Origin of the sequence: Echinicola marina (genome assembly GCF_020463795.1) — a bacterium.
In the GTDB taxonomy this organism is placed as follows: Bacteria; Bacteroidota; Bacteroidia; order Cytophagales; family Cyclobacteriaceae; genus Echinicola; species Echinicola marina.
Genome location: NZ_CP080025.1, coordinates 3,194,387 through 3,216,192 on the forward strand (window position 1 = coordinate 3,194,387; position 21,806 = coordinate 3,216,192).

Annotated in this window: 12 protein-coding genes; 11 read left to right on the plus strand and 1 reads right to left on the minus strand. The window is 40.9% G+C overall.

What is annotated here, in order from left to right:
* Nucleotides 1–308 precede the first annotated feature (308 nt).
* The 11 genes from KZP23_RS13260 (at nt 309) to KZP23_RS13310 (ending at nt 19,892) form a co-directional block, all read left to right on the plus strand.
* Nucleotides 309–1,964 (plus strand): sulfatase family protein, encoded by a 1,656-nt coding sequence (locus KZP23_RS13260; protein WP_226332199.1) that lies wholly within the window; start codon nt 309–311, stop codon nt 1,962–1,964.
* 164 nt (nt 1,965–2,128) lie between these two features.
* Entirely contained in the window at nt 2,129–4,015 is a 1,887-nt protein-coding gene (locus tag KZP23_RS13265; protein WP_226332200.1) for a glycoside hydrolase family 2 protein, read from the plus strand.
* Nucleotides 4,016–4,324: 309 nt separating this feature from the next.
* Nucleotides 4,325–5,740, plus strand: coding sequence for a sulfatase family protein (locus tag KZP23_RS13270; RefSeq protein WP_226332201.1), 1,416 nt, complete (start codon nt 4,325–4,327; stop codon nt 5,738–5,740).
* A gap of 24 nt (nt 5,741–5,764) precedes the next feature.
* Nucleotides 5,765–7,150: a sulfatase family protein gene (locus KZP23_RS13275; RefSeq protein WP_226332202.1), complete on the plus strand. Its 1,386-nt coding sequence runs from the start codon at nt 5,765–5,767 to the stop codon at nt 7,148–7,150.
* On the plus strand, nt 7,150–8,280 hold the full coding sequence (locus KZP23_RS13280; protein ID WP_226332203.1) for a family 43 glycosylhydrolase: 1,131 nt from the start codon (nt 7,150–7,152) through the stop codon (nt 8,278–8,280). The genes KZP23_RS13275 and KZP23_RS13280 overlap by 1 nt, the downstream gene beginning before the upstream one ends.
* Before the next feature lie 20 nt (nt 8,281–8,300).
* On the plus strand, nt 8,301–9,935 hold the full coding sequence (locus KZP23_RS13285; RefSeq protein WP_226332204.1) for an arylsulfatase: 1,635 nt from the start codon (nt 8,301–8,303) through the stop codon (nt 9,933–9,935).
* Nucleotides 9,936–10,371: 436 nt separating this feature from the next.
* Nucleotides 10,372–13,407 carry a SusC/RagA family TonB-linked outer membrane protein gene (locus KZP23_RS13290; protein WP_226332205.1) on the plus strand — a complete coding sequence of 1,012 codons (3,036 nt, stop codon included), beginning with the start codon at nt 10,372–10,374 and terminating at the stop codon, nt 13,405–13,407.
* A 91-nt stretch (nt 13,408–13,498) separates the two neighbouring features.
* Nucleotides 13,499–15,025 carry a RagB/SusD family nutrient uptake outer membrane protein gene (locus KZP23_RS13295; protein WP_226332206.1) on the plus strand — a complete coding sequence of 509 codons (1,527 nt, stop codon included), beginning with the start codon at nt 13,499–13,501 and terminating at the stop codon, nt 15,023–15,025.
* Nucleotides 15,026–15,650: 625 nt separating this feature from the next.
* Entirely contained in the window at nt 15,651–16,820 is a 1,170-nt protein-coding gene (locus KZP23_RS13300; RefSeq protein WP_226332207.1) for an MFS transporter, read from the plus strand.
* 223 nt (nt 16,821–17,043) lie between these two features.
* Nucleotides 17,044–18,780 carry a class I mannose-6-phosphate isomerase gene (locus KZP23_RS13305; protein ID WP_226332208.1) on the plus strand — a complete coding sequence of 579 codons (1,737 nt, stop codon included), beginning with the start codon at nt 17,044–17,046 and terminating at the stop codon, nt 18,778–18,780.
* Between the two features lie 14 nt (nt 18,781–18,794).
* The gene (locus KZP23_RS13310; RefSeq protein WP_226332209.1) at nt 18,795–19,892 is read left to right on the plus strand and encodes an ROK family protein; all 1,098 of its coding nucleotides are present in this window, start codon (nt 18,795–18,797) and stop codon (nt 19,890–19,892) included.
* A gap of 281 nt (nt 19,893–20,173) precedes the next feature.
* Here KZP23_RS13310 and KZP23_RS13315 read toward each other — a convergent pair whose 3' ends face one another.
* The gene (locus KZP23_RS13315; protein WP_226332210.1) at nt 20,174–21,769 is read right to left on the minus strand and encodes a sulfatase family protein; all 1,596 of its coding nucleotides are present in this window, start codon (nt 21,767–21,769) and stop codon (nt 20,174–20,176) included.
* Nucleotides 21,770–21,806: the final 37 nt, after the last annotated feature.

Consider the following 21,806-nt stretch of genomic DNA (forward strand, 5'->3'; position numbering starts at 1 on the left):
GACTCCAATTTTAGTACTGAACGGCCTTGTAAAACAAATGTTTGAACGATTTTTAAGATTTTTTGAAGGATATTGAATGTTCTGTTTTGGATAATATTCCTAAAATAGCACTTGCGTTATGGCAGAAGTTTGGGGATTTTCCAGAGTGAGTACTTGCTTTGGATTTTGGGAAAATGCTTTTAGCCCTTAAGCTAGAATCCTATGATTTTCTCTTGGACTTAACTTTAAAATACCGCAAGCAAAAAGTAAGGTGCCTTGAAGTACCTCAATTATTAACCCAAGATTATATCAATAATAAACCTTTAAAAATGACCAGAGCAATATTAATATTATTGATTGTTTTATTTCACTTGTCAGTTTTTGGGCAAAGAAAAAGTGAAAGACCCAATATTGTTTTCTTTTTAGCAGATGACTGTACCAAATATGATTTAGGTGCATATGGAAGTAAGGATGCAATTACGCCGACCATAGATTGGCTGGCCGATAATGGGATGAAGTTCAATAAAGCCTATCAGAGTGCTCCGATGTGCTCGCCTACCAGACACACCATTATGACGGGAATGTATCCAGTAAGAACAGGTGCGTATCCTAATCATACCTATGTGAGGGAGGATGTAAAATCAACAGTAGATTATTTAAAACCATTGGGCTATCGGGTGGCCCTGTCCGGAAAAAGACATATTATGCCAAAAGAGGTCTTTGATTATGAGTACCTGGACGGCAGTGAGAAAAGAGAGTTAAATCCTGATTTTGATAAGATAGATGCGTTTTTAAAGGACGCTAAGACAAATAAGGATAATTTCTGCCTTTATGTGTGTTCTACTGAGCCTCATAGTCCTTGGAACAGAGGGGATACCACTTTGTTTGACAAAGAAAAAATCACTCTTCCGCCCCATATTGCTGATACTAAATCTACTCGAAAGAGTTTTAGAAACTACCTGGCTGAAATCAATTATATGGACGGACAGGTAAAAAGAATGTTGGAATTGCTTAAAATAAATGACCTGGATGAAAATACACTTTTTGTGTTTTCCAGTGAGCAAGGAAACAGCTTCCCTTTTGCAAAATGGACTTGCTATAATGCAGGCTTAACAACGGGAATGATAGCATATTGGCCTGGAAAAATTGAGAAAGGACTGCAGTCTGATGCACAAGTGGAATATATAGACTTGTTACCGACGTTTATTGAGCTAGCAGGAGGAGAACGGCCTGAGTATATGGATGGGAAATCAATGGTTTCTTTATTGATGGGAAATCCTGATCCCGATTTTAGAAATTATAATTATGGTATTCAAACTAGCCGTGGCATATTCAGTGGGCCAGAATATTATGGGATCAGGAGTGTTTCTGATGGGACCTATCGTTTGATTTATAATCTTTCACCGGAAATTCCTTTCAAAAACACCGTTACCGAAAGGGATAATTATTTTTCAGAATGGGTCAAAAGTGAGAATATCCATTATCAAGACCTAGCATTTCGATACCAACATCGACCAAAAATAGAGTTATATAATGATATTTCTGATCCCTACAATCTCCATGACTTGGCAAAGGATCCTGTTTATAAGCGGAAAATAGAAGAGCTTAAGGGGAAATTGCTCGAATGGATGGCTTATTGTGGCGACAAAGGCTTAGAAACAGAACTACGCTCGCTGAAACATATGCGATTCAATATTGATGACACGGATATGATCGTTGAGATGGAGCATTACCCATCACAGGCGAAGGGAAACATAACTATTTCCAAAAAAGGGTACTATACTTTTTATGTAGAAGGTAAGGCAGATCTGTATGTAGATGGTGTTTTGATTACCAAAGGAGAGGAAAAGAAGCTGCAGTTTGGCAGGTATGGCGTAATCGGGCTGACTCCAGGGAGACACCAAGTGGACTTGAAGGAGGAAAGTGGCAATTTAAAATTGTTTTGGTCAGGGCCTGATTTTGATAGAACAGCACTCAAGCTATAATGGAAAAAAGGGCTGTATAGTCTGAACCAATATTGGGGTATCGGGCAGAAAACCGTGCAGTCCGACAGTATTAATAGACAGAATATAAATGGCAACTAAGCCAATTCAGATTTCGCGCTCCATGTGGTAATAAATGATTAGAAATTAATAGTTAACCTAAAATTATGATGATACGAATCTTTGTTTCAGTTTTCCTTTTGGTATTAACCTGTTTTGGTCTGAAGGCACAAAGTTGGCAACCAGTAGGAGATAAAATTATCACCAAGTGGGCTGAAGAAGTTACACCTTCCAATGTTTGGCAAGAATATCCACGTCCTCAAATGGAAAGAGATGAGTGGCAAAATTTAAACGGACTATGGGAATATGCCATTACTTCAAATAGGGCAGAGGAACCAGAAGAGTGGAAGGAGAGTATTTTAGTTCCCTTTGCTTTAGAAACACCACTTTCCGGTGTAGGCCAGCGAATTAATCCTGATGAAGTGATTTGGTACAGAAGGACATTTGAATATGATCCCCAAAAAGGAGAAACCCATTTGCTTAATTTTGAAGGTGTGGATTATAAGTGTATGGTTTGGGTAAATGGACAGTTGGCGGGTTCTCATATCGGAGGAAATCTTCCCTTTTCTTTTGACGTGACCAAGCTGATGAAAGAAGGTGAAAATGAAGTGAAGCTAAGGGTAATTGATGGAACAGATGACCCCGATCTTTATCAGCTCAGAGGGAAACAGAAGCGGGATGGTCGAGGAATTTGGTATTCTCCATCGTCGGGAATTTGGTCCACAGTGTGGATGGAAAGTGTTCCGAAAACCTATGTGCAATCAGTAAAAATCCTGGCGGATATGCATGGAGAGCTGAAAGCGGAAGCAATCGTAGGTGGGCTAAAGCAGCCATCAGGTCTACGGATTACCGTTTTGGAGAATGGAAAGGAAGTCATGAAGAGAAACAGTTCCAGCCATGAACTAATATTAAGTGTGAAAAATGTGAAGTTATGGTCACCTTCTTCTCCATATTTATATGATATTTTGGTAGAACTCATTGGTGAAAATGGACAGGTTTTAGATAGTGTAACTTCTTATGCAGGATTCCGAAGTGTGGGCAAGGAATGTGATGAAAATGGAAACTGGCAGTTTACCCTCAATGGAGAGAAGATTTTCCATTTGGGGCCATTGGATCAAGGCTGGTGGCCAGGCAGTTTTTTGCTTCCACCTTCTGATGAGGCCATTGTTTGGGAGATGGAATACCTGAAAAAGGCCGGCTTCAATATGATCAGAAAGCATAAGAAGGTCGAGCCTCGTCGCTATTATTATCATGCTGACCGTTTGGGATTCCTGATCTGGCAAGATCAGACTTCTGGAGGTAGTGGAGGAAGTGAATGGCCGAAATGGAAAAAACTTCAAGCTCTTGCAAAAGGTTACACACCGAGAAATAATAAATGGTGGGACGGAAATGATAATGTGCTAAATGCCGATTGGCCAGATTGGGCACATGAACAATATATGACTGAGCTCAAAACGATGATAGATGTACTTTATAATCATTCTTCGGTAGTGGTTTGGACGACTTTTAATGAGCGCTGGGGACAGCACCGCAGTATGGAAGTAGGAACTTGGACCAAAAAATATGATCCTTCGAGGTTGCTAAATATAGCCAGTGGGGGTAACTTTTTCGAAGTAGGAGATATTGCCGATGAGCATAATTACCCTCATCCTTTATTTCCACTGGAAGTTCCTTTATATGATGATTATATCAAAGTAGTTGGTGAATATGGGGGACATGGTTGGCCAGTAGAGGGACATATTTGGGATACCTCAAAGAACAACTGGGGCTATGGAGGACTTCCAAAGACCAAAGGGGAGTATATTCAGCGCTATGTGAAAAGTAGCAATATCCTGGGAGACTTAAAGAAAAAGGGAATCAGTGCAGGTGTTTATACGCAAACGACCGATGTGGAAGGCGAGATAAACGGCTTGATTACCTATGACCGCAAAGTCATGAAAATCACACCAGAGGAATTATATAAAATTCACAAAGCCGCTGGACTTGTGGATTAATACCCATTAGTCCATTCAAATGGACAGTTCCTTCTGTATTATACAGAAGATGAATAAGCATTGGAATAGCTAGAAAATAGGCTATGGCGGATAAACTAATTGTCTGCCATAGCTTATCTAATTTTGTTGATTTATAGGGCATTGAGGAATTAGCAGTGATTCTGGAAAGGACATAAAGGTAGTAAAAGATGAAAAGAAGAGCTTTGATGATATGGGCCTTTATTTTTTTAGGAAGCATTGGAGGGGCAAAAAGCCTATAAGTCATGGATTCAGCAATCAAATTGAAGGAATTATTTAAATAAATAGAGAATGAGAATTTCATTGAAAATTTTAAGTCTATGCTTAATTGGTCTTTTTGGAAACATTGAAGCCATATGGGCACAGGAAAAACCCAATGTGGTCATCATCTTTATAGATGATATGGGCTTTGGGGATTTGTCTTCTTTTGGTAATCAAGTGGTAGCGACCCCCAATATGGATGCTTTGGCAGAAAGGGGATTGAAGCTGACCAATTTTTATGTGAACTCACCTATTTGCTCGCCAAGTAGAACAGCCTTGAATACCGGGTTTTATCCATTGAAGTACAAAATCCATTCTTATTTGGACAATAGTACAAGAAATGCTCAAAGGGGAATGAACAATTGGTTGGATGCAGATGCAGAAACCATGGCAAAGGTATTCAAGAAAAACGGTTACAGAACTGGCCATTTTGGTAAATGGCATCTTGGGGGAGGCCGTGATGTAGGTGATGCACCATTGCCACAGGCCTATGGTTTTGATCAGTCTCTAGTGAGTTTTGAAGGGCTTGGGGATCGTTTGTTGTTCAAAAGAGATGGACTTTCAAACGCGAGCAGCAAGTTAGGAAAAGGTCAGATCAATTGGGTGGAAAAATACCAGGCCACAGGGATTTATGTAGACAGTGCGTTAAGTTTCATAGGAGCAAACAAAAAAGAGCCTTTTTATGTACACCTTTTCCCAAATGACGTGCATGATCCGCATCTGCCCATGAATGGGAGTGTAAAGAAATATGAGAAAATAGCCCGTTCAAAATCTGAGGCCAGGTTCTTTGCTGTCCTCGAAAATTTGGATGAGCAAATCGGCAGGTTTGTGGAGGGATTGGAAAAGCTGGGTAAACTGGATAATACCATCATTGTGTTCACTAGTGACAATGGCCCTACGGACTGGGCAAGCTATTATAATAACGGCGAATACCCTCCTGGATTTACAGCAGGTCTTCACGGAAGAAAATGGAGTCTTTATGAGGGTGGAATAAGGATGCCATTCATCATTAGTTGGCCCGGAAAAGTGCCGATGGGAGTAGAAGATAATAAGACGGTGATGACTGCAGTGGACTTAAAACCTACTTTATTGAAAATGACCAACCTAAACCATCCTCAAAATGGCGACGGTCAGGACAGGAGTGAAGCTATGCTTGGCCACCCAATGGACCAACACAAAGCCATTATGTGGGAATATGCCAGCTCTGTGGGCGGAAGTATATTGCCAGGACATGAGAAAAATATCTCTCCTAATCTCGCCATTTTGGACAATGGATGGAAATTGCTTATCAACGCAGACTCTACCAAGGCAGAATTGTACCATTTGGAGAAAGATCCATTTGAAGCTAGAAATTTAGTCAATAAGGAAGTTGAAAAATCCCAGAAAATGGCACACAGGCTATTGGAGTGGAGAAGAGGATATGAAGTTCCATTAATGCAAAAGTGATTTGCATTCAACCCTAAAACTCTTATGAAAAGATTTACTGGAATATTAGTAATAGCTTGTTTTTTGCTGTCCAAAGTTCCTTTATTTGCGCAGCAAGGGCAACCGAATATTATCGTGTACCTATCAGATGACCTGGGATATCTCGATACCTCTCCCTATGGGGCAAAGGTGGTGGAGACACCTATTTTAGAACAGCTCAGCAAGGAAGGGATGAAGTTCAATAATGCCTTTGTAGCCACTCCTTCTTGTGCTCCCAGCAGAGCTGCGCTATTGACAGGTCTTCTGCCGGCAAGAAACGGAGCAGAAACCAATCATTCCTATCCAAAGGAAGGTATTCCCTACCTCATTAAGAATTTTAAGGAAAGTGGCTATAAGGTTTATGCTTTTGGGAAGGTGGCACATTATGGAGGAAATGACAAATGCGGCTTTGACTATCATTTGGATCAACAGGTCAATCTAGAACGGAATATTCGACACTTTTTTGATTCAGTCAAGGTTGAGGGCCCTGTATGTCTGTTTGTAGGGGATAGAAGGCCACATGTTGCTTGGACCAAGCAAATGGACTATAGTCCCGACGAAGTAGATCTGCCACCTTATTTTGTGGATACCAAACCTACAAGGGAGCATCGATCAAGGTACTATACTGATATTACAGGTTTGGACAGTGAAATGGGAAAGGTCTTGGATTATTTGACTCCAATATTTGGAGAAAATACTTTGACGCTTTTTACCAGTGATCATGGTGCGCAGTGGCCATTTGGAAAGTGGAACCTTTACGATGCGGGTATCAGAACTCCTCTCATCGTAAAATGGCCGGGAGTCATTCAGGCCGGAGCAGAATCCGATGCAAAAGTCAGTTGGATAGATATCTTGCCTACCTTACTGGACATTTCTGGAAGTGAAATTCCGAAGGGGTTGGATGGTCAGTCCTTTAAAAGGGTATTAGAAGGAAAACAAACGCATTTCAGAGATGAAATTTATACTACACACAGTGGAGATGGTAAATTCAATATTTATCCCATAAGGAGTGTCAGAACCGATCAGTATAAATTGATTTGGAACCTCGTTCCAGATGCCTACCATACCAATCACTCTGATATCCTAAGAAAGGATGGAGCAGGAGCCTACTGGGACTCATGGGATCAAAAAGCCCTAAAAGATCTAAAGGCAGCAGCTATTATCAAAAAGTACTATGAGCGTCCTGAGTGGGAGTTTTATGATCTTAAGACAGATCCTGATGAACAGAAAAATTTGATGGATGATCCTGAGTATCAAAAGGAAATCGTAAAGCTTAAAAAGCGTCTGACCAAATGGTTGGATAAGCAAAACGACGAATTGAAAACTTATAGGGAGCCCTATAAGATAGGTCAACCTAAACCCAATAGCAAAACCATACAAAACATAAAATAATGAACCTATTAAACCGAGCAATGGCTTTTGGGGCTTTTCTTTTATTTCTATCCTGTAATGGACAGACAGCAAAGCAAAAAGCCTATGAGGATCATGATAAAGCCATTTACAGCAAGGATGGCTGGATAAGAGACCCCTATATATTTTTGGATGAGGATGGTCATTATTATCTGACTGGGACCACGCCAGCACCTAAGGATCCTAAGGAAGGTGAAGAACCTTATAATACGGGGCTAGATAAGTCGAATGAGGAGATTTACGGCACCCCTAGTATTGTGGGGGGAAAATTGAGGGTTTGGAGAAGCCAAGACCTAATGGACTGGGAGTATTTAGGCGAACCATTTACCTTGGATAAGGGATATTGGGCAAAAAAATTCCCGAAGAAATTTGAGGAGAGTTCACCGGATAAATGGAAAATATGGGCTCCCGAACTTTATCATGTAAATGGTAAGTGGATTTATGTGCATACTACCCCAGGCCCTGTACAGGGAGGTGCTAATTTGGTCATTACAGCAGACAATGAAATGAGTGGGCCTTTCAACTTTCCCATGGGCGATGATATGAAGTTCAAACACGACCCTTCTCTTTTCAAAGATGATGATGGGACATGGTACCTGTTATGGGGCAATACCAAGATTGCTCCGATCAAGCCAGGCTTTCAGGGTTTGGCAGCTGAACCCATCAGGATTGACCCTTCAGATAGGGTGATAGGCCATGAAGGGGCGACTGTTCGTAAAATTGGTGACAAATATGTGCATTTTGGTACGGCATGGTCAACAGATGAAATGCGAAAAGGTTCATATAACCTCTATTATTGTACTGCAGATAAAGTGACAGGACCTTATGGTCCAAGGCAGTTTGTAGGACGTTTTTTAGGACATGGGACACCTTTTCAGGATAAAGAGGGAAGATGGTGGTGTACCGCTTTTTATAATGGAAATGTTCCTCCGGTCAGTAGGGAGGGTATTCAGAATAGGAACCTTGGAGAGACCGCCCAGACCATTAATGAACAAGGGACGACCATTGTTCCTCTAGAAGTAAAGGTTTTGGAAGATGGAGAAATTTACATCCGTGCCAAAGATCCTGATTATGCCAATCCAGGTCCTGATGAAGTACAGCAATTTCATTAGTTCCTTTTTAAAAGAAAAAAATGAAGAAGAATAAAATTTCATCAAGATTTTTAGCAGTATTGTTACTGTGCAGTTTTGCTTGTTCCAAAAGCCCACAAAAAGGAATCCAGCAGAAGAAACCTAATATCATTTTGATCATGTCTGATGATATGGGATATTCTGATTTGGGCTGTTATGGGGGTGAAATCAATACCCCCAATCTGGATAAACTGGCCAAAAATGGGCTTCAATTTACGCAATTTTATAATTCTGCGAGATGCTGTCCTACCAGGGCTTCATTGATGACCGGTTTACATCCCCATCAGACCGGAATTGGACATATGACCAATCCTCCGGATCATCCAAAAGGACACAATTATGGCATTCCTTCTTATGAGGGAAGCCTTAATAAACAATGTGTAACCATCGCTCAGGTGCTCAAACCAGCTGGCTACCATACCTTGATGACAGGAAAATGGCACTTGGGAACTGATTTTGAAGACTGGCCATTGCAGAGGGGATTTGATAAGTTTTACGGGTTTATTCCTGGCGCGGGTAATTTTTTCAAACCTACTCCACCGAGAGGAATTACTTATATGAATGAGTCCATAAGTATTACAGATCCTGATTTTTATACCACAGATGCTTTTACAGATAAAGCCATACAATTTATCGATGAAGCTCAAGCTGAAGATGAGGACAAACCTTTCTTTTTGTATTTAGCCTATAATGCACCCCACTGGCCATTACAGGCGCCTGCTGAAGATGTCGAAAAATATAGAGGCAAGTATATGCAAGGTTGGGGCAAGTTACGGGAGGAACGCTATGCCAGAATGAAAGCAATGGGTTTGATTGATCCTGAATGGGAGTTGACAGCCCAAGATGCGAGAAGTTGGAAATCCCTTGATCCAGCAAAAAAGGATGAAATGGATCATCGCATGGCCATTTACGCAGCTATGGTAGACAGGATGGACCAAAACATAGGTAGACTGGTGGATTATTTGGAGAAAAGGGGGGAGTTGGACAATACGATGATTGTTTTCCTTAATGATAATGGAGCCTGTGCGGAAGTAGATGAATTGGGCAGTGGACCGGCCTCTCAGTTAGGTACAAAAGAAGGTTATTTGCTGTCTTATGGACGCGCTTGGGCCAATGCTTCCAATACTCCATATCGAGAATACAAACATTGGTTACATGAAGGAGGAATGGCCACACCATTTATTGTCCATTGGCCGGCAGGAATTGCAAGGTCGGAAAACAATAAGGTGCGTCAGTATGCTTATCTGCCAGATATTATGGCTACTTTTAGTGCGCTTGCGGGAGCGGAATATCCGCAAGCATTTCAAGGAAATGCTGTTGCTCCTTTGCAAGGTAAAAGCCTGCTTTCTACGTTGAATGAAACTACCAAGCCTGTTCATGAAGAGGCGATCTTTTTTGAGCATGAAGGTAAAAAAGCCGTACGGGAAGGGAAATATAAGCTGGTTTCCAAATGGAATAAAAACAGAGAATACAATTGGGAACTCTATGATATGGAAGTTGATCGTACTGAAACCAATGACCTCGCTAAATCCATGCCTGAAAAGGTGGATCGATTAAGTAAGCTTTGGCTGGCATGGGCAGATGAAATGGGCGTGAAACCGTGGTCGGAAATTTTGGAGTTGAGGAATAAAAAGTAAAATGAAGTCCTAATGGTTAGGAGGTCTTTTGTTAATAGAGAGGGCTTGGAAGAGTAGTTTTAAATTGTCATACAACTTAAAACCTTTTTCAAGCCCTTTTGATGTTGTTATTAAACTGTTTTTTGTAAGTGAATTTTTAATTTGAATATCCGTTCTTAAAATAATGTAATGCTGAAAAGAAATGATTATATTTTGAATCTAGAAACATAGTTGTTTTCTTTTTATGATTTAGCTTTTTGCCTATTCCCCTTTTTACATTTTTAAACTTTGTTTATGGTTAGGTGCGATGCGTATTTTGGCGCCTATTGGACTTTATGTCTTAACTAAAACGAGTGTTCATGGATTTTGAATAAATATTCCAAGAATGAAATTTAAAAAATCCCTCTAGGTATATAGGGAAGATAGATCAATTAACATTAACCTAAAAACAACCATTATGAGCAACTTTACTCCAAAGTATTTGTTGGCTGTGGTGTTGCTGTTTTATGCAGCGACAGCATATGCGCAAAACATTATTGTTTCAGGAACAGTGACTGATTCGGAATCAGGAATGACCATTCCTGGTGTCAATGTAGTCGAACTATCCACTAAAAATACGGATGAGGTAAATGGTACTGCCACCGATATCGATGGTAAGTTTGAAATTTCAGTTCCTGCCAATGCCACTCTAAGTTTTAGTTATCTTGGATATGCTACCCAGAATATTCCTGTAGATGGAAGGACAAGCCTTGATTTGAAATTGAGTGCAGATCTTTCCAATCTTCAGGAAGTTGTGGTCATCGGATATGGGCAAGTCAATAAAAAAGATTTAACAGGATCTGTCAGCAAGGTAGAAGGGGCACAGTTGGAGAATTTACCTGCCGCTAGGGTAGATCAAACCCTTCAGGGGCGAGCAGCCGGTGTCCAAGTTTCACAGATCAGTGGAGAGCCAGGCGCTGCTCCGACCATTCGGATTCGGGGCGGGAATTCCATCCAGGGAAATAATGAACCCTTATGGGTGATTGATGGGATTATCGTAGGTACTGATTTCAACCTGAGTAATATCAATACCAATGATATTCAGTCCATTGATATACTCAAAGATGCTGTGGCAGTATCCATTTATGGTACCAGGGGGGCTAATGGTGTGATATTGGTAACCACCAAAAGCGGAGCTGGAGCGGGAACCAAGGTTTCTTTTAATGCTTATTACGGGGTACAGTCCATGGTGACCAAGGTTGATTTTTTGGATGGTCCGCAGCATGCCGCCTATGCCAATGAGGATGCTGAGTTCAGGCAATCTGCTTTACCATTTTTGGATCTGGACAATGTACCTAATGTTGATTGGATAGACCAGGTCAGTCAGAATGGGGCCGTTAAAAATATAGATGTATCTGTAGCTGGAACTTCAGAAAACAGAAAAGTGAATTATTATGTGTCTGCAAACTATTTTGACCAAGAAGGCCTGATAAGGGAAACCGGGATTAAGAAATATATTTTCAGGGCCAATATGGACAATCAATTGTCTGATTTGGTAAAAGTAGGCTTTCGGGTCAATGTGTCAAGGCTGAAAAATGAAAACAGCAAAATTAGCTTTTCCAACCTGTATCTTTCTACCACGCCGACCAGGGCCATTTATGATGATGAAGGCAATTTTACCGCACTGGACCCTATTACTGATGGGGTGACCAGGAATTTTGAAGCGGATTTGCAGATGCGCCAAAACCATGATTTGGTAACCAATATCCTAGGGAATATTTATATTGAACTGGAGCCTTTGAAAAACCTTACTTTCAAAACTACCTTCAGTCCTGAAATCAATAACTTCAAGCAGAATATATTTAATCCAGGAGCCCTGCCCAATAACCTGATTCTACAAAATGGAGGAGATGCAGCAGTAAGCACTTCTTTGAGGATGGGATATATTAATGAGAACACGTTAAATTATATCAAAGAATATTCAAGCGGGAATAGGCTGACAGTCTTGGCAGGTTTTACCTTGCAGAAAACGGAATTTGAATCCAGTGTGGCCAGGGCATTCAGATTATCCAATGATGTCACCGGGTTCAATAATTTGGGTTTCGGTTCGGACCCTACAAGGAATGAAGTGGGGTCCAATTATGACGCTTTTCAATTGGTTTCCTGGTTGGCAAGGGTGAACTATTCCATAAAGGACAAATACTTGTTTACTGTAGTGGGGAGAGTGGATGGTTCTTCTAGGTTTGCTCCTGAAAATAAATATGCGTTTTTCCCTTCAGGGGCATTTGCCTGGAGAATAGGCGATGAAGAGTTTATCAAAAACTTGGGCATTTTCAGTGATCTTAAATTCAGGACGAGTTATGGTCTGTCCGGAAGTCAGGCGATTCCTTCCTACAGGACATTGGCCATATTAAATGCCGCGAATACGACCTTTAACGGAATAGAAAAGCCCGGAGTGGTACTAGGGAGACCTGAAAACCCAGAGTTAAAATGGGAGACCACCCGTCAGCTTGATATTGGCTTGGAAATGGGGTTCATGGACGGACGATTGAATTTTGAAATTGATTTTTACCAGAAAAACACCAGGGACCTACTGCTGAATGCACAGCTACCTCGACAGACAGGTTTTGTGAGCAAATTGCAGAATATAGGAAAGGTACAAAACCGTGGTGTGGAATTTTTGGTCAATAGCGTCAATATCAGCAAACCAAATTTCAAATGGTCCACCAATTTGACTGTTTCCCACAATAATAATAAGGTAGTGGATTTGGGAGGGGTAGATTTTATTAACCTTGCCACACCAGCCCAACAAGGAGGGACTGGTGCAAGATTGATTGTAGGCGAAACCACTCCTGTATTTACCGGTGTGCGCTATCTGGGAACTTGGAAATCACAGGAGGAAATTGATGAGGCAGGAATTGGGGGAGACCATGATGTGGGAGGGCCCAGATTTGAGGATACCAACGGAGACAAACAAATTACCGAAGATGACTTTATCGTATTGGGAAGTCCACAACCAGATTTTTACTTTGGTATTGGCAATACCTTTTCCATCGGGAATTTTGACTTGGACTTCTTTTTCCAAGGAACCTATGGCAATGAAGTGTTTAACAGTTTGACACAAACCGCCCTGTTTGGTCGACCAGAAACGACCAAATATGCTGAAACATTGGATCGATGGACGCCTGAGAATCCTACCTCTGATATCCCAAGGGCAGGTTCGGTGGCAGCATTGTCCGAGGTTTACAACAATTCGGCCATGATAGAAGATGGTTCTCATATCAGGTTAAAGAGCCTAAGGGTGGCTTATAATTTCCCTATGGAAACAAGTAAGTTGGGAGGGCTTACTGTGTACATTACAGGAAATAACCTGTTTGTACTATCGGATTTTAGACTGAAAGATCCCGAAACCAGTCAATATGGAAGGAACAGCGATAACCTTTCCATGGGATTCTCACAGGGGCAATATCCCACTTCCAGGACAGTAGCCATTGGAGCTAAGATTGACTTTTAGTGTTCAGTATAGCAGAAATGATCATTACAGATTGTATTAATCAATTGAAGTTCCTCTTTATGGGAACAATGGACCAAAAAAGACCTAAAAAATGAAATATATAATTAAAAACGGAATATTGCCCATCATGGCTGTGATCATGCTATTGGGTTGCGACAGCTTTTTGGAGGAAAAGCCAAAGGACATTGTATCTCCTACAAATTTCTTCAATACGCCAGCAGAATTTGAGCTGGCGATAGTGGGATTATATAATTTATACAAGGACAATTCTTTACATGGGAAAGTGGGCTTGGACAGGTATTATGAAAATGGTGCTGATGTCATTGGCCCTAACCGGGTATTTGACCAAGTGGAACCCACACAAAATTATACTTTGAGTGAAAGTAATATCAGTGCCATTTCTCAGGGAGGAGGCGCGCCATTGACATGGCAAAACCTATATGCTATCATATTGAATTCCAATACCATTTTGGAACAATTGGAAATCAATGATGCCTTGAATGAGGATGAACGGGATTACTTTAGGGGGCAGACTTTGTTTTTGAGATCTTACGCCTACTACCATCTAACCAACCTCTGGGGAGATGTACCCTATTATAGAGATAATTTGCCCATTTCTGAAATTCAGGCATTGCCGAGAACAGAAGTGGAGCAAATCAGGAATGATATCATCGTGGATCTACAGGCCGCCCAGGATTTATTGCCGGACAGTTATACAGGGGATGATCTAGGTAAGGCCAGTAAATGGACAGCAGCGACTGTCATGGTAAAGCTATATTTGATACAAAAGAACTGGCAGGCAGCAAAAAACAAAGCAGAGGAAATTATCAATAGCTCTCCGCATCAATTGCTAGATGATTATGCCGCTGTTTTTGATCAATTTAACGAGTATAATTCTGAAAATATATGGGAGATAGATTTTGTAAAGGATGTGCGATCCACAGACTGGGTGGATCATTTTACTCCTAGGATTAGGGACGAACCAAAGGACCCTACCCAAAGGAGTGCCCTGAGTGCTGCATTGGCAGAAAGAAACGAGGGGTTTACAGGATATGGTCTAGCTATTCCCTTGCCAGGGTATGTAAATGATTTTCCTCAAAATGACCTTAGGAGGGCTTCCAATATTACGACCAATTATCTGGGATTTGAAATGAACTTTCCTTATATGCCAAAAATGTGGAACCTGGATCAGATAAACTCCCCAAGGGGAAACCATGGGGATAATAAGATTATTTTCAGATTGGCTGATGTCTATTTAATGGCGGCAGAAGCCGAAAACGAATTAAATGGACCTACTGCTACTGCTTATCAATATGTCAACCGGGTTAGGGAAAGGGCTTATGAACCAGATATGCCCTTGTCTGGCTTGACACAAGAGGCTTTTCGACAGGCTATATATGATGAAAGGAGATGGGAGCTTGGAGGAGAGGGACATCGTAGGCTTGACCTTATACGCTGGGGGATTTTAGAAGAAGTGGTCAAGAGTACCGAGTACAGGGTTTGGAACCCAGCAGCTAATATCCAGCCTTATCATGTGCTATTGCCTATCCCTACGGAAGAGTTTGTTTTGAATCCGGCATTGTTGGAATCTGACCCAAGTAATAATGGGTATAGGTAATTTACAATAAGCAAAAAAGTAATGATGGGTGAGGCTGATACTAGATGAGTCAGCCTCACTTTAATTGAAAGCAAGGTACTAAGGGAGATTTTAGATGTCATGCTGTTTGGTGCCAAGTGAACTGTTTTTGGAAGTCCATTGAGTTGATCGAGTAGAAACAAGATGGACTATAATGACCAAATGTTTTTCAAGGTTTTGGTCAGCTAAGGTTGAATGAGGAAGGGAATTATCCAATTAAAGTCAAATGTTAATGAACTTGATTTTGGCCCTAATATGAAAAAATGGGCGAGCGTATTTATACCAGTAATCCTGTATAGAAGAAATGGTCTCTGTCAAGGGTAGATAACCTGTGATAAACAGATATGCTGCACAGGGTATATAATCGTACTGGGGAATTATTAATTAGTAAAGAACAAGCAGAATTTTGAATTTTGTCAGTGGTGCCTTTTTTGAAAATTAAGCGGTAATGTTTTGTATATATGTTATAATGTTCATACATTTAAACATTATTTAAATGAAAGGATTTTGAAAATGCATATTGCTTAAGTGATTAAGCTTTTCAGTTTGTGAAATCTATTTTGTTGACGAATTTTCAATGGTTACAAAGCGTAAAAGTTAAGCGTATATGGCAAAATCTAAAGTTGCTTTAAAATTAGTGGCCCCGGTTTTATTCTCATTTTATGTCATGAGTTTCAGTGATCTGGTGGGTATAGGAGTTGACCGGGTAAAGTCGGAGTTTGACTTGAGCAATACACTGGCACAAATGATTCCTTTTGCTGTGTTTTTATGGTTTTTCGTGTTGTCCGTACCTGTTGGAATTATGCAGGATAGGATAGGGAAAAGAAAAATGCTGAATATCGGCATGTTGGTTACAGCATTGGGCCTTTTGTTCCCTTTTTTATTTTACACCTATGAAATGGTATTATTAGGCTTTGCCTTTTTAGGGATTGGAAATACCATTGTGCAGGTCTCAGCCAATCCATTATTGGTGGATGTTGTGCCTACTAATAGACAATCAAGTTTTCTGAGCTTTTCACAATTTGTCAAGTCCATAGGCTCTATGGTGGCTGCACCCTTAGCGGGATGGTTTGCAAGCCAATATGGTGATTGGAAACTAGCCTTTCTTGTGTTTGCTGCCATATCCATTATCACGGTGGTTTGGTTATCGCTTACCCCTATTGAAGAAAGTAGAAATACTGAAAAGCGGGCGACATTTCTGTCATCATTCAAATTATTGGGTAATGGTTATGTGGCTGCTATGGTAGCATGTATTTTCTTGATCGTAGGAATTGATGTTGGCTTGAACGCCATCTCAGGGCAGTTTTTGATGAGTAGGTTTGAGACAGAGCAAACCATCGCTGAGTCGGCAAGAAGTCTGTATTTTTTTGGGAAAATGCTGGGTACTTTTGGAGGGGCCTTGATATTGACCAAGCTTTCTTCCAATAGGTTTTTCCTTTATAGTGCTTTGGCAGGCCTAGTAGGCACCGTGGCGCTAATTCTTACTCCTGGAGAGGGTTTTGCCATGGTGACGATATTCCTTACAGGTTTGGGAATAGCCAATATCTTTCCGCTGGTATTTTCATTAACAGTGGAGAAGTATCCTGACCGTTCCAACGAAATTTCTGGTTTGATGATCATGGCCGTGGTAGGAGGGGCTGCCATACCACCCATAATGGGTTGGGTAGCTGATATGATCAATGTGACGGCCAGTATAGGTGTATTGATAGCGGCTGTAGGAGGAATTTTGATCGTATCCCTCATCAATGGAAAGAAAAATATAAATAATCGCGTGTGAATTCGCTGTTGAGAAGAACAGATGGCCAATTCAAAAAAATAAGGAATAGTGATATGAAATCTTTAATGTGGTCAATAACAGCCTTTTTTCTTAAAGGCTAAAAGAATCAATGAATTGGGAATAGGCAATGCAAACCAAAGCTCCTCTGAATTTGCTTTAGCTCATAATGCTTAAGAAAGTTGAATAGGAAAAATAATTAGTGGATAAAAGAGATAGGATAAAAATGAGTATGGAATCAAATTATGATAAATTTCCTGCAGTCAAAGTTGATGGAAGTGTTGTCACCGGCTGGGAAAATATTTTTAGCTTGTTACAAAGCCAGACTGATGATAAAGTCATAGCCATAGAGTGCTACCAAGGTGTAAACGAGGAAGAAATCAAGTCAAACCTTCGAGACTTAGGCAGTTTCATAGATACAAAATTGCTACTAAAGGAAGAGTCCGAAATTATCAAGCTTACCCAAGAAGATGTAACTGATGATGCCATTTTTGGTTTTATCACTAAGTTAAAGCTAGAGGCATTTTTTGATCATGAAAAACTTCAGAACAAACAAAAAGAGCTTGAAAACAAGCCCAAAGAATTAACCATTGTGTGTGGACCGGGAGCTTTTCTATGTGCGCCAAATGCAGATGTAAAGATCTATGCAGATATGGCCAGATGGGAAATCCAACAAAGAATGAGAAGACATGAGGTGCATGGTTTGGGGATGAATAATGCTCATGAAGCGGTTAACTTTCAGTATAAGCGGGCGTTTTTCGTTGATTGGCGTGTATGTGATAAGTTCAAAAAAGAATGGTTCCACAAATGTGATTATTTGTTGGATACCAATACATCCGGTTTTCCTAAATTGGTGGATATGGCGACTGTTCAAGAGGGCTTGACGAAAGCAGTTGGCCAGCCAATTAGGGTGGTGCCGTTTTTTGACCCGGGACCTTGGGGCGGTCATTGGATGGAAGAAGTTTGTGACTTGGATACGGAAGGAAAGCCGAACCATGCTTGGTGCTTTGACTGTGTGCCAGAAGAAAATAGTTTGTTGTTAAATATTGGGGGCGAGATCGTAGAAATCCCATCGATTGATCTGGTCTTTTTTAGAAGTAGACAATTACTGGGAGAGGAAGTAGAGGCGCGATTTGGGCAGGAATTTCCGATTCGTTTTGATTTTCTCGATACCATGGGTGGAGGGAACTTAAGCCTTCAAGTACATCCGGATACTACTTATATCCAGCAAAATTTTGGGATGAATTACACCCAGGATGAAAGTTATTATATGTTGGATGCGAAAGAAGGAGCTTGTGTTTATCTAGGAATGAAGAGAGGTATCGATTCGGGCAGTATGATAGATGATTTAAAGAAAGCACAGGAGGGAAATGTAGCATTTGATGCAGAAAAATATGTGAATACCTTTCCTGCCAAGAAGCATGACCATTTCTTGATTCCGGGTGGTACTGTCCATTGTTCCGGTAAGGATTCCATGGTACTCGAAATCAGCGCAACGCCTTTCATCTTCACTTTTAAAATGTGGGATTGGGGTCGATTGGGCTTAGATGGAAAACCTCGTCCAATCAATATTGAACATGCGAGTAAGGTCATTGACTGGGACAGAGATACTGTATATGCTGAGAATGAGTTAATCAATCAGGTGGCGAAAATAGCTGAAGGGGATGGATGGTTTGAAGAAAGAACTGGACTGCATAAAAGGCAGTTTATAGAAACCAGGAGACATTGGTTTTCCAAAGCTGTAATTCATGATACCCAAGGAGCGGTGAATGTATTGAATTTGGTAGAAGGTGATGAGGCCATTATCGAAAGTCCTAATAATCTCTTTGAACCTTATGTGGTGCATTATGCAGAGACATTTATCGTCCCTGCTGCAGTAGGAGAGTATTCCATAAGGCCTTATGGCAAGAGTGAAGGAAAGACCCTTGCTACCATCAAGGCTTTTGTCAGGACCAAGGCATAATAGGAGAATAAGCTATGAGCTATAGTAATGATAAAAGGACAGTAATGACCTTGGATGCAGGAGGGACTAATTTTGTATTTTCTGCTATCCAAGGAAATAAAGAAATACTGGCCCCCATAACCAAAAAGGCCTCTCCAGATGATTTGGAAAAATGTTTGACGACCATTAAGATGGGATTTCATGAGATCAGTGCTGAACTGAAGGATGCTCCTGTAGCCATCAGTTTTGCTTTTCCTGGACCTGCTGACTATCAGCATGGAATCATAGGAGACCTTCCCAATTTCCCTTGTTTCAGAGGTGGCGTAGCACTTGGACCAATGTTGGAAGCTGAGTTTGGTATTCCTGTTTTTATCAATAATGATGGAAGTCTCTTTGCGTATGGGGAAGCTTTGGCTGGATGTTTACCGGAAATTAATCAGCAACTGGAATCAGCAGGAAACCCCAAGAGGTTCAAGAATCTCTTGGGAATAACCCTAGGAACAGGTTTCGGAGGCGGAGCGGTAGTAAACAAGGAATTGCTAATCGGTGATAATGGAACTGGAGGAGACGTTTGGGTATTTAGAAATAAAAAAATCCCAGACTGTATTATTGAAGAGAGTGTGAGCATTAGGGCTGTCCAAAGGGTATATGGAGAGTATTCTGGTGACTCAAGGAAATTAAGCCCTGAGGATATTTTTTATATTGCAGAGGGGAAAATAGAAGGGGATCAGGAAGCAGCTGTTGCATCTTTCAAGGAATTGGGAGAAATGGCCGGTGATACTATCGCGCAGGCCAATACCATTTTGGATGGGATAGTAGTGATAGGGGGAGGCTTGATAGGCGCAGCCAAATATATTCTTCCTGCAATCATCACTGAACTTAACGGCAATTTGTCGATCCTGACTGGGGAGCATTTTCCTAGATCACAGGCCAAAGCTTATGATCTGAGCAATAAGGACCAATTGGCCCAATTCTTAAATAGCAAGGCAAAGAATATTCCTATTCCTGGCACCAGTAAAAGCATTCCTTATACTGCTGAAAAACTGACTGGCATTATGGTTTCAAAATTAGGTGCTAGCAAAGCAATCTCCTTAGGGGCATATGCTTTTGCTTTACATCAGATTGATAGTTAAAGGAGCTTTTATCCATTGGATTAAGTTTTAAAAATTAAATAAGGCTGTCTCAAAAGTCCAAATTCTCTGTTATTCTGCTCCACATAGGCAGACAGGTAGAGAAAAAAATGAGACAGCCTTTTCTTTTTTTGCTAATGATCAATCAGGTGGTTTTCGGGACGATTTGTTGCCAACTTATTTTAGGACGAGACATTCAAAAGAAAAAAGCCCTCTGAATTCAGACTAGGTTCTTTAGCACTTCCTTTGGTGAACCTATATTGATTTCAGAGGGCCGGGATTGTCTAATTGCTGCCTTCTGTGGCTCCGATGTCTTTTCTCATTTTGATCAAATTTTCCTTAAGCTCTTGCTGTATATTGGCGTATTTTGGCTCATTGTATACGTTCTGAATTTCTGTCGGGTCCTTTTTAAGGTCAAATAGTTCCCATGAATCTATGTCCGGATCATTCCCAAATCCTTTGCCATACCAATGGATCAATTTGTAGCGGTCTGTACTAATACCATAATGCCTTCGGACATTTCCTACTGCTGGATAATCATAGAAATGATAGTAAAGTTGTTCCCGCCAGTTTTTGGATTTTCCATTTTTAAAGAGAGGGACCAATGATTTTCCTGCCATCTCTTCAGGGATTTTTACCCCGGCCACATCTAAGAAGGTAGGTGCGTAGTCTATATTCTGCACCAATTCATTACTTATCATACCTTTTTTGATTTTATCGGGATAGAAAATGATCAATGGCGTTCGGAAAGCCTCTTCATACATAAACCTTTTATCGTAAAGGCCATGTTCACCCAAAAAGAAGCCTTGGTCGGAGGTGTAAACAATGATTGTATTGTCCAGCTCTCCAGTCTCTTCCAGGTAATCAACTAAGCGCCCAACTTCTTCATCCACAGAGCGTACGGTACGGCAGTAGTCCTTGATATACCTTTGGTACTTCCAACTGGTCAATTCCTTCCCTGTGGGACGGTTTTCCAAAAACACTTTGTTTTGGGCCTTGTAGGCTTCATCCCAGGCTTTTCTCTGTTTCTCGTCCATCGGATCCATGGCCATTGGCCAGCTGTCTTTGATGTACTGAAGGGTAGGTTCATCTTTTAGTTCTTCGACTTTAAGATCAAAAGCAAAGCCTAAGTGATTGGCCACAGTAAGCTCCTGCATTTGCATTTGTGGTCCACGGCTTTCATATTCATCAAATAGCGTTTCCGGCTCTGGAAAAGTATCATTCGTAAACAGACCGATATGGTTTAGATCGGGCATCCAGTTCCGATGTGGGGCTTTATGGTTGACCAAAATACAAAATGGCTCATCAGCTGTAGAATGCTCTCCAATCCACTCTAAGGCATGATCTGTGATCAGCTTTGTGGCATAGCCCTTTTCGGAAACATACTTTCCGTTTGTACTGGGGTTTCTGAACCTCGGGTTATAATACTCTCCCTGATCAGCCAGAATATGATAATAATCAAAGCCTTTGGGTTCTACACTTAAGTGCCATTTCCCAAAGACGGAAGTTTGATAACCTGCCTGCTGTAATAATTCCACAAACCAAGTACGGCTATAATCCATCCTACTGCCAAGAAGTTGCTGGCCATGTTGGTGGCTATACAAACCTGTAAACAGGGTAGCACGGCTGGGCGTACAGATTGAATTTTCCACGTAAGCACGCTTAAACAAAAGTCCCTCTTCTGCTAATCGGTCGATATTGGGTGTTTTTGCAATTTTAGAAATGGGATGCCCATAAGCACTAATGGCCTGAAATGCATGGTCATCTGTGAAAATGACTACGATATTGGGCCCCTTTTTTTTGACTTTTTCCTGAGCGTTCAGGATGTGGCCAAAAAACAAGACCATCATTATGCTTAGCAGTACTCTTCTATTTTTCATTTTTTTTATTTTGGGTCAGCATCATCTATGGATAATG

Coding starts and splice junctions, on each gene's coding strand:
- KZP23_RS13260 (WP_226332199.1), top strand. CDS start 309: ATGACCAGAGCAATATTAATATTATTGATTGTTTTATTTCACTTGTCA.
- KZP23_RS13265 (WP_226332200.1), top strand. CDS start 2,129: ATGATGATACGAATCTTTGTTTCAGTTTTCCTTTTGGTATTAACCTGT.
- KZP23_RS13270 (WP_226332201.1), top strand. CDS start 4,325: ATGAGAATTTCATTGAAAATTTTAAGTCTATGCTTAATTGGTCTTTTT.
- KZP23_RS13275 (WP_226332202.1), top strand. CDS start 5,765: ATGAAAAGATTTACTGGAATATTAGTAATAGCTTGTTTTTTGCTGTCC.
- KZP23_RS13280 (WP_226332203.1), top strand. CDS start 7,150: ATGAACCTATTAAACCGAGCAATGGCTTTTGGGGCTTTTCTTTTATTT.
- KZP23_RS13285 (WP_226332204.1), top strand. CDS start 8,301: ATGAAGAAGAATAAAATTTCATCAAGATTTTTAGCAGTATTGTTACTG.
- KZP23_RS13290 (WP_226332205.1), top strand. CDS start 10,372: ATGAGCAACTTTACTCCAAAGTATTTGTTGGCTGTGGTGTTGCTGTTT.
- KZP23_RS13295 (WP_226332206.1), top strand. CDS start 13,499: ATGAAATATATAATTAAAAACGGAATATTGCCCATCATGGCTGTGATC.
- KZP23_RS13300 (WP_226332207.1), top strand. CDS start 15,651: ATGGCAAAATCTAAAGTTGCTTTAAAATTAGTGGCCCCGGTTTTATTC.
- KZP23_RS13305 (WP_226332208.1), top strand. CDS start 17,044: ATGAGTATGGAATCAAATTATGATAAATTTCCTGCAGTCAAAGTTGAT.
- KZP23_RS13310 (WP_226332209.1), top strand. CDS start 18,795: ATGAGCTATAGTAATGATAAAAGGACAGTAATGACCTTGGATGCAGGA.
- KZP23_RS13315 (WP_226332210.1), bottom strand. CDS start 21,769: ATGAAAAATAGAAGAGTACTGCTAAGCATAATGATGGTCTTGTTTTTT.